The sequence below is a fragment of the Streptomyces sp. NPDC059037 genome (assembly GCF_042740015.1).
Taxonomy (GTDB): domain Bacteria; phylum Actinomycetota; class Actinomycetes; order Streptomycetales; family Streptomycetaceae; genus Streptomyces.
On record NZ_JBHYIG010000284.1, the window covers coordinates 3,361 to 12,468 of the forward strand.

At 74.7% G+C, this 9,108-nt stretch carries 2 protein-coding genes; both read right to left on the reverse strand.

The window, feature by feature from the left end:
- Positions 1-93 precede the first annotated feature (93 nt).
- Positions 94-294 (reverse strand): MbtH family protein, encoded by a 201-nt coding sequence (locus ACFWY6_RS37725; protein ID WP_266871434.1) that lies wholly within the window; start codon positions 292-294, stop codon positions 94-96.
- A gap of 18 nt (positions 295-312) precedes the next feature.
- A complete protein-coding gene (locus ACFWY6_RS37730; RefSeq protein ID WP_384700278.1) occupies positions 313-9,000 on the reverse strand; it encodes an amino acid adenylation domain-containing protein in 8,688 nt (2,895 codons plus the stop codon).
- Positions 9,001-9,108 lie beyond the last annotated feature (108 nt).

Consider the following 9,108-nt stretch of genomic DNA (forward strand, 5'->3'; position numbering starts at 1 on the left):
CCGCGCGGTCTTCCCCCGTCCGGCGGGTGCTGGGCGGGTTGGGGGGGGTGGTGGGCGCGGCCCCCCCACCCCACCCCCCCCCCCCCTCTCCTGCTATTGGCGCGCCGCCCTCGGCCGCATGTCCGTCCAGTGCTCGTCGACGTACGCGAGGGCCGACTGCCGGTTCGCGTCGCTGAGCACCGCCCGCCAGCCCGCGGGCACCGGGCTGAACGAGGGCCACAGGCTGTGCTGCCCGTCCTCGTTGACCAGGACGTGGAAGACGCCTTCGGCATCGTCGAAGGGGTTGGTGGTCATGGTGGTCGGTCCTTCCTCTCACGGCCGACGGGTCTGGTCGGCGCTCGGCTTGGGGAGCGGTCCCGGGTGCGGCTCGGGGCGCAGCAGCTTCGCCACCGGGGCGTACGGGTCGGCGGCCATCACCGCCAGGATCAGGGCGAGTTCACCGGCGGCCGACGCGGCGTCCGCCCGGGTCACGGTGTCCGTGCGGTGGGACAGGCGCAGCGTCAGGCGGGACTCGTCGGCGAACGCCGCCAGGGACAGGGCGTAGTGCGTGGCGTCGCGGCCTTCGCTGCGCACCAGCCGCAGGCCGGCAGCCGTTCCCGCCGGACCGGCCCGGTCGATGGGGTAGTTCTCGAAGACGACATGGGTGTCGAACAGGTCCCTGCGCCCCGCGGCCCGTTGGATCTCGCCGAGCCCCAGGTGGTGGTGGGGCAGCAGTGCGGACTGCTCCCGCTGGAAGCGGGTGAGGAGGTCCATGACCGGTTCGGACGGGGTGACGGTCAGGCGTACCGGAACGGTGTTGATGAACAGGCCGATCATCGACTCCATGCCCGGGAGTTCGGGCTGGCGCCCCGAGACGGTCGTGGCGAACACCACGTCCCGCGCTCCGGTCCGCCGGGCCAGGAGCAAGGCCCAGGCAACCTGGACGGCCGCGTTGAGCGTGCGGCCGTGCGTCCTCAGCCCACGGAGGGATTCCGTGAGCGGCACTGACGTCTCGGTCCGTGCGGTGCCGGCCGGGGCCGCCGAAGGGGCGGCGACGGGCGGGGCACCGGGCCGGAGCGGATCGGGTACGCCGTCGAGCGCGGCCCGCCAAGCCTCGCGCGCCGCGTCCCGGTCGCTGCGGGCCAGCACGGCCAGGTGCTCGCGGTAGGGCGTGACCGGGGGCAGCGCGTCGGGGTCGCCTCCCTGGGCATGGAGCGCGAGGAGCTCCCCGACCAGCAGGGACACCGACCAGCCGTCCAGGATGAGGTGATGGTGTGTCAGGGCCAGCCGGAACTCGCCGGGGCCCAGCGTGAACAGCGTGAACCGCAGCAGCGGAGGGCGGTCGAGATCGAAGCGCTCGTGCAGGTCGGCGTCGGTGATCCGGGCGATCACCCGGTCACGGCGTGCGGCATGCACCCGGGTGAGGTCGACGTCCCGCCAGGGCGGTGACTGCGGGCGCGGTACGGCCTGGACCGGGCGGGCCAGGTCCTCGTGGACGAACGCCGCCCCGAGGTGGGGGTGGCGCCGCAGGAGGGCGGCCGCCGCGGTGCGCAGCGCGCCGGGGTCCAGGTCGCCCCGCAGATGCAGGACACACTGCGCCTGGTAGGTGTCCGGGCGGTGCGGGGCGTACAAGGAGTGGAAGAGCAGCCCTTCTTGGAGCGGGGTCAGGGGCAGTACGTCGGACAGGCCGGGGTGCGCCGTCTCCAGCCTCTCGACCTCCTGCTGGGTGAGGGGTACGAGGGGCAGGTCCGACGGGGTGTGGCCGCCGGAGCCAGCGGTTCTGGCGTGGATGACCAGCGCGTCGAGTGCGGTGAACCACAGCTCGGCCAGTTCGGCCGTCTCGCCGTCCGTGAGCGCCGAGGCGTCCCAGGTCCAGGTGGCGTGGAGGCGGGGCCCGTGCGGGCCGTCGAGGGTGAGGGCGTCGAGGCCGACGAGGTGCGGGGCGCGGCCGGGGGTGGTCGGCCCGGCCGGGTCGGGCCCGGTGCCGGGCTCCGTACGGGGATCGGCCTCGCCATGGGCCGTGGCCGTCTCGGTGGGGTCCGGGGTCAGGTGCCAGTCCCGGGTGCCGTGCGCGGCCATCCTGCCCAGGTAGTTGAAGCTGATCCGGGGCTGAGGCAGGCGGGCGAGCCCGGGTGTGGTCTCCGGGTCGAGGTGGCGCAGCACGCCGTAGCCGATGCCCCGGTCGGGGACGGCCCGCAGCCGTTCCTTGGTGCGCTTGAGCGCCCGGCCGAGGCGCGGGCCCGCCGTCCACACGTCGGTCCATGTGCAGCCGGTGGCTTCCAGACGAACGGGGAACATGCTGGTGAACCAGCCCACGGTGCGTGTGAGGTCCCGGTCGGGCAGGTCGGGGCGCCCGTGCGACTCGACATTTACGGTGAGCCCCTGGCCGGCGGCGGTCAGACCCCTGCGGCGGCGCCACTCTTCGAGGGCGAGTGCGAGACCGGTGAGCAGGACGGGCTCGATGCCGCAGTGGAAGGCGGCCGGTACGTCCGTCAGGAGGGGGCGGGTGCGCTCCGGGGGCAGGGTGAGCGTGCGGCTTGCGACCGTGCTGCCGAAGTGCCGGTGAGTGGCGGTGCGGGTGGGGTCCGTGAGCGGGGCCGTGCCCGTCAGGGCGTCCTCCCACAGCGGCAGTTCGTCGCGCCGGGCCCCCGTCTCTCCCTGGAGGGTGAGGTACTTGGCCCAGCCGCCGAACGAGGTCGGTGCGGTGGGCAGTTCGGCCGGGCGGCCGGCGGCCACGGCTCGGTGGGCCGCGGCCAGGTCGGGCAGCAGGATGCGCCAGGAGACGCCGTCGACCGCCAGGTGGTGCACGGCGAGCACGAGCCGGCCGGGCCGGTCGGGGCCGAGGTCCAGGAACTCCGCGGCGACCATGGCGCCCGTGGCGGGGTCCAGTCGTGCCCTGGCCGCTCGTACGGCGTCGGCGAGGAGTTCGGGGAGGCGGTGCCCCTCGGCGGTGGCGTCGACGCGGTGGACGCGGTCGGCGGGGCCGCGCGTGCCGGCACAGTCCGCGCCCGGTGGGACCGTCCTGAGCCTCGCCTGACCCGGCTCCCCGGGGGCGTCGAGGCGCAGCCGCAGGGCCGGGTGGTGGTCGACGAGTGTCTGGAGCGAGGCGACGAGGTGCTCGTGGGTCAGGCCGGGTGGGGTGCGCACGGTGACGTGCTGGCTGAAGGACGCCCGGTCGCCGCCGGGTTGGGCCAGCCACCAGTGCATGACCGGAGTGAGGGGCAGCGCTTCCGTGCTCTCGCCCTCGTCCGCAGCGTCGGGGGTGGGGGCCCGGTCCGGCGCGACGGCTTCCGCCGCTTCGGCAAGACGTGCCACGGTGGAGTGGCGGAACACGTCCCGCACGCTGATCCGCAGGCCCGCCGCATGGGCCCGGCTCGCCAGCTGGATCGCGGTGATGCTGTCGCCGCCGATGTCGAAGAAGCCGTCGTGGATGCCGGTCGACGGGGCGTCGAGCAGCTCCGCGACGATGTCGCACAGCACGCGTTCGCGAGCGGTGCGCGGGAGTCCCGGGCGGGAAGCCGCCCGGCCCGGCGCGGGGAGAGCCGCCCGGTCGAGCTTGTGGTGGCGGGTCAGCGGGAGCCGGTCCATGGCGACGTACGCCTGCGGCAGCATGTAATCCGGCAGGGTGCGCGCGGCGTGTTCCCGTACGGCGTCGATGTCGAGGGTGCGGCCGTCCGCCGGAACCAGGTAGGCGGTGAGCCTCTGTTGGCCCGGCCGGTCCTCCCGCACGGTGACGACGGCCTGGCGCACGTCGGGGTGGGTGGCGAGGGCCGAGGCGACCTCCTCGGTCTCGACGCGGTGGCCCCGCACCTTCACCTGGCCGTCGTCGCGGCCGACGAAGGCGAGCGTGCCGCCGGGAAGCCAGCGGGCGAGGTCCCCGGTGCGGTACATGCGGGTGCCCGGCCCGCCGTGCGGGTCGGGGACGAAGCGCTCCGCGGTGAGCGCGGGCTGGTTGAGGTAGCCCCGGGCCAGGCCGGCGCCCGCAAGGTAGAGCTCTCCGGTCACGCCGGTGGGGGCGGGCTGCAGATGCGGATCGAGTACGTAGGCACGGCCGCCGTCCATGGGGCGTCCGATCGGCACTCCGGACCGGGCCCGTGGAAGGTCCAGGTCGGCGTCGGTGACGGCGTGCCGGGTCGCGAACGTGGTGGACTCGGTCGGCCCGTAGCCGTTGAACACCCTTGTGTCCGGGGCGTGTTCGCGGACGGCGCGGACGGCGTGCGGCGGCACGACGTCGCCGCCGGTCCACACGGCGTCCAGGTCGCGCAGACAGTCGGGGTCCTCGTCGGCGACGAGCCGGAAGAGCCCGGAGGTGAGCCAGAGGGTGCTGAGGCCGGTGCCGCGCACCAGGCGCACGAGCGTCGGCAGGTCGAGCTCGCCGGGTGGGGCGAGGGTGACGTCGCCCCCGTTGAGCAAGGGGACCCACAGCTCCATGGCCGACGCGTCGAAGGAGTGCGGTGAGTGCATCAGGGTGCGCAGCGGCCCACCGCTCCGCCAGACGCTGTCGCTCGCGAGGGCGACGACGTCCGCGTGGCTGATCGCCACGCCCTTGGGGGTGCCGGTCGATCCCGAGGTGTGGATGACGTAGGCGAGGGAGGCGGGGGTCGGGGTGCTCCGTGGCGCGGGCCGCGCGTCTTGTACGGCACTCGTTTTCCGCGCGTCGTCACGGGCTTCGTCCCGGGCGTCGTCACGGGCGTCGTCCCCGGCGTCGTCCCCGGCGTCGTCCCCGGCGTCGTCCCCGGCGTCGTCCCCGGCGTCGAGGAGCGCGCGTACGTTGAACGTCCTGGCGCCCTCGATGGCCCGCGCGGCCGCCGCCGTCGTGTCGTCGACGAGCAGGAGCCGTGCTCCCGCCGCGGTCGTCATCCCGGTCTGCCGGGCGGCGGGTGCCCTCGCGTCCAGCGGCATGTACGCGGCGCCGCACTTGAGCACGGCGAGCGCCGCCACGACGAAGTCCGTGCTCCGCTCCATGAGGATCGCGACGGGACGGCCGGCCGTGGCACCGCGGTCGGACAGTCGGGCTGCCACCCCGTCGGACAGGGCATCGAGTTCGGCATAGCTGAGGGTCCGGTCCGTGGTCCGGAGCGCGGGGGCGTCCGGGGTCCGCCGCGCCTGTTCGGCGAAGCGGTCCGGGACGGTGGCGGGGACGGTGGATGCCGCGGTGGTGCCCCGGGTGGCGAGCGGAGTGGTGCCCCAAGTGGTGAGCAGGCGGTGCCGCTCCCCCTCCTCCAGTACGTCGATGAGGTGTACGGGGGTGTCGGGCTCGGCGGTCGCGTGGGCGAGCAGGCGGGTCAGGCGGTTCCCGATGCTCTGGGCGGTGGCCCGGTCATAGAGGGCCGTGCGGTATTCGAGCCGTCCGTCCAGGCCCAGGGCGGTGCCGTCGGCGGCGCGGTGCTCGTACAGGCTGAAGGTCAGCTCGAACTTGGCGGCGGCCGTGGGAGCCGTACCCAGGGTGGCGGTCAGGCCCGGCAGCCGGATTGTTTCGGGGAGGGCGGGAGTGACGGTCAGCATCACCTGGACCAGGGGCTGCCCGCCGGCGGCGCGGTGCGGTGCAAGCGCCTTCACGACCTGGTCGAAGGGCAGGTCCTGATGGGCGAAGGCGGCGAGGTCGGCCCGGGTCACCCGGCGCAGCAGCTCACGGAACGTCACCGGACCCGAGGTGTCGGAGCGCAGCACGACCGTGTTGACCAGGAAGCCGACGAGGCGGTCCCAGCGAGCGTCGGCGCGCTCGGAGACCGCCGTGCCCACCGGGACATCGGTGCCGGCGCCGAGCCGGGTGAGGAGGGCCGCGACGGCGGTGTGCACCGCCATGAAGAGCGTCGATCCCTCCTCGGCGGCGAGCGCGGCGACACGGGCGTGCACCACGGGCGGAATACGGAAGTCCACGGTGTCGCCGCAGCCTGTGGGGCCCTCTCCGTCCGGACCGGGGTGGCGGTCGGCCGGCAGGTCGATCCGCTCGGGGAGTCCGTCCAGCACCTCCGTCCAGTGCGCGCGCTGGCGTTGGGCGAAGGGGGTGGGTTCCTCGTCGGTGCCGAGGCGTCCGCGCTGCCAGAGCGTGAAGTCCGCGTGCCGGGCAGGAGCGGGCGGCCACTCGGGCGCGGCGCCCCGCAGCCGGGCCGCGTAGGCCGTTGCGAGGTCGGCGATGAGCGGTTCGAGCGAGGCGTGGTCGCAGGCGATGTGGTGCAGCAGCAGGAGCAGGGTCTGGCGGCCCTCAGCGAGGTGGAACAGCTCGGCACGCACCGGGAGTTCCGTCTCGAGCTCGAAGCAGTGGCGGGCGGACGTGGCGAGCGCGGCCGAAAGATCGCCGTTCCCGTCCACGCCTGGGAGGCGGGTGACGGTGAGCGAGGGGCGGGCCTCGGCCGGGGGCAGGACGTGCTGGCAGGGGGTGCCTTCGTCCTCGCGGACGACGGTGCGCAGCGTCGCATGACGGTCCGTCAGATCGGCGAGCGCCGCCCGCATCGCCTCCTGGTCGGTCTCCCCCGTCAGATGCAGCACGAGGGGCACGTTGTAGGCGCTGTCGGGTCCCGTGAGGGTGTGCAGGAACCACAGGCGCCGCTGCGCGAAGGAGAGGGGGAGGCGATCGGGCGGATCGCCTGGGTGCGGGGCGGGGCCCGCGGCAAGAGGTGCGGCCGCGGCGATACGGGCCGCGAGTCCCGCGACGGTGGGGTGCTGGAATACGTCGCGTACGTCGATGTCCACGCCCAGTTCGGCCCGGACCGCGCTGACCAGGCGGGTCGCGCTGATGCTGTCGCCGCCCAGGTCGAAGAAGCCGTCGTCGGGCCCGGCGTGTGCGATGCCGAGCACGGTGCCGTAGAGGGCAGCGACGCGCCGCTGCTCGGGGGTGGCAGGGGCGGTGGCGCCGCCGGGCGCGGTGTCGGGCGGTTCCGGGAGGGCGGCCCGGTCCAGCTTGCCGTTGGGGGTGAGCGGCAGGGCGTCCAGGGCGACGATCCTGGCGGGCACCAGGTGCGCGGGCAGGGTCTGGCGCAGTCGCGTGCGGATGCGGGCGAGGTACGGGGCGGCCGGCTCCGCGGCCGCGGCCCGGTCGGGTACGACGTAACCCAACAGGCGTGGCGTGCCCGCGCCGTCCGTGCGGGCTGTCACGGCGGCCTGTGTCACGCCGGGTTGGTCGAGGAGTGCGGCTTCGACCTCTGCGGGCTCGATGCGGAATCCCCGTACCGCGAGTTGGTCGTCGGCGCGGCCCAGGTACTCCAGATCGCCGTCGGGCCGTCGGCGGACCCGGTCGCCCGAACGGTAGAGACGGCTGCCGGGCGGGCCGAACGGGTCGGCGACGAAACGCTCGGCGGTGAGGGCGGGGCGGTTGAGGTAGCCCGTCGCGACGCCGGGGCCCGCGACGTAGAGCTCTCCCGCGGTGCCGGGCGGCACCGGGCGCAGCCGGTGGTCGAGGACGTAGAGGCGGGTGCCGGGCAGCGGGGTGCCTATGGGGCTTCCAGGGTCGGCGCTGTGACGGGGGGTCAGGTCGAGCCGGGTCGCGTGGACCGTGGTCTCCGTGATGCCGTACATGTTGACGAGGGCGGGGCCGTCGTCGCCGTACCGCTCCTGCCAGTCGCGCAGCCGGGCGGGGTGCAGCGCCTCTCCCCCGAAGATCACCCGGCGCAGGGCCGGCTTCGGGCCGGGCCGGGGGTCTTCGGCGTCGGCCCGGTCCAGCGCGTGGAAAGCCGAAGGCGTCTGGTTCAGGACCGTGACCCGTTCGTCGGCAAGGAGACGCAAGACGTCTCTGGGCGAGCGGGCCACGTCCGGCGGGACGACGACGAGACGTCCGCCGTGCGCCAAGGCGCCCCACATCTCCCAGACGGAGAAGTCGAAGGCGCTGGAGTGGAACATCGTCCACACGTCACCGCTGTGGAAGCCGAACCCGGCGCGGGTGGCGGCGAGCAGCGAGACAAGGTTGCGGTGCGGGACGAGCACGCCCTTGGGGCGGCCGGTGGAGCCCGACGTGTAGATGACGTAGGCGGTGTGGTCGGGGGTGAGGGGGGCGGCGCGGTCGGTGTCCTTCAGGTCGGTTGCCGCGCCTGCACGGTCCGCGCCGGTGCCGGCGTGGTCCGCGAGAGTGCCGGTGGTCACCGTGTCGGCGGGATCGGCGTCGGCCAGGATCAGGGCCCTGCGCTCCTCGGGCCACTCCGGGTCCACGGGCAGGTAGGCGGCGCCCGTCTTGGTCACGGCGAGCAGCGCGACGATGAGGTCGACACTTCGGGGCAGCACCACCGCGACGGTGCGGCCCGGTGCGGCGCCGCGCCGGACGAGCGACCTGGCCAGGCGGTTGGCGCGAGCGTTGAGCTCGCCGTAGCTCAGGGTCGTCGGGCCGTGGGTGACGGCCGCGGCGTGCGGGGTGCGGGCGGCCCGGCTTTCGAAGAGTTCGGGCAGAGTACGGCGGTCGGACCGGGGATCGGGGACGGTGGCGCGCGGCACGGTACGGCGCCGCTCCCCCGCCGACAGCAGGTCGAACTCGCCCACGGGGCGGTCCGGTTCGGCGGTGAGCCTGCCGAGCAGGCGGGCGTAGCGGCGTGCTTCGGCCGCGGCCTCCGCCGGGCCGTACTGATCGGAGTCGGCATAGAGGTCCACCCGCAGGCCGGACCTGTGGGCCTCCGGGTGCACGGTGACGGACAGGTCGTCGACGGGACCGACGGCGATGTGGTGCATGGTCATCGGACGTCCGGCGAACTTCCGGCCGAAGCTGAAGGGCATGACGTTCACCGCGACGTCGTGGATCCGCTGTCCGCTGCCGGTGAGGCCCAGGTCGCGGTGGAGGTCTTCCTGCCGGTAGCGCTGGTGGGCGAGGGCCTCGGTCATCTCGGCACCGATGGCGCGCACCATGTCGGCGGCGGACCGGTCGGCCCGTACCTCCACTCTCAGGGACAGGGTGTTGGACATCGTCCCCGCGATCGCGCGGGCCGTTTCTCCCGTACGGCACGCCACGGGCAGCCCGATGACGATCTCCCCGTCGCCGCTGCCCGAACGGGCGTGCGCCAGCAGGGCCCCGGCGGCCGTCGCGAGCACCGGCCAGCGCACGCCGAGCCGCTGCGCCAGGGGGCGCAGGGCGGCGAATCCCGCGGCGGGCCGACGGGCGGTGGCGCGGGCCGCGCCCCCGCCCGCCGGGGCGGCGGGCCGGGGGGCGGC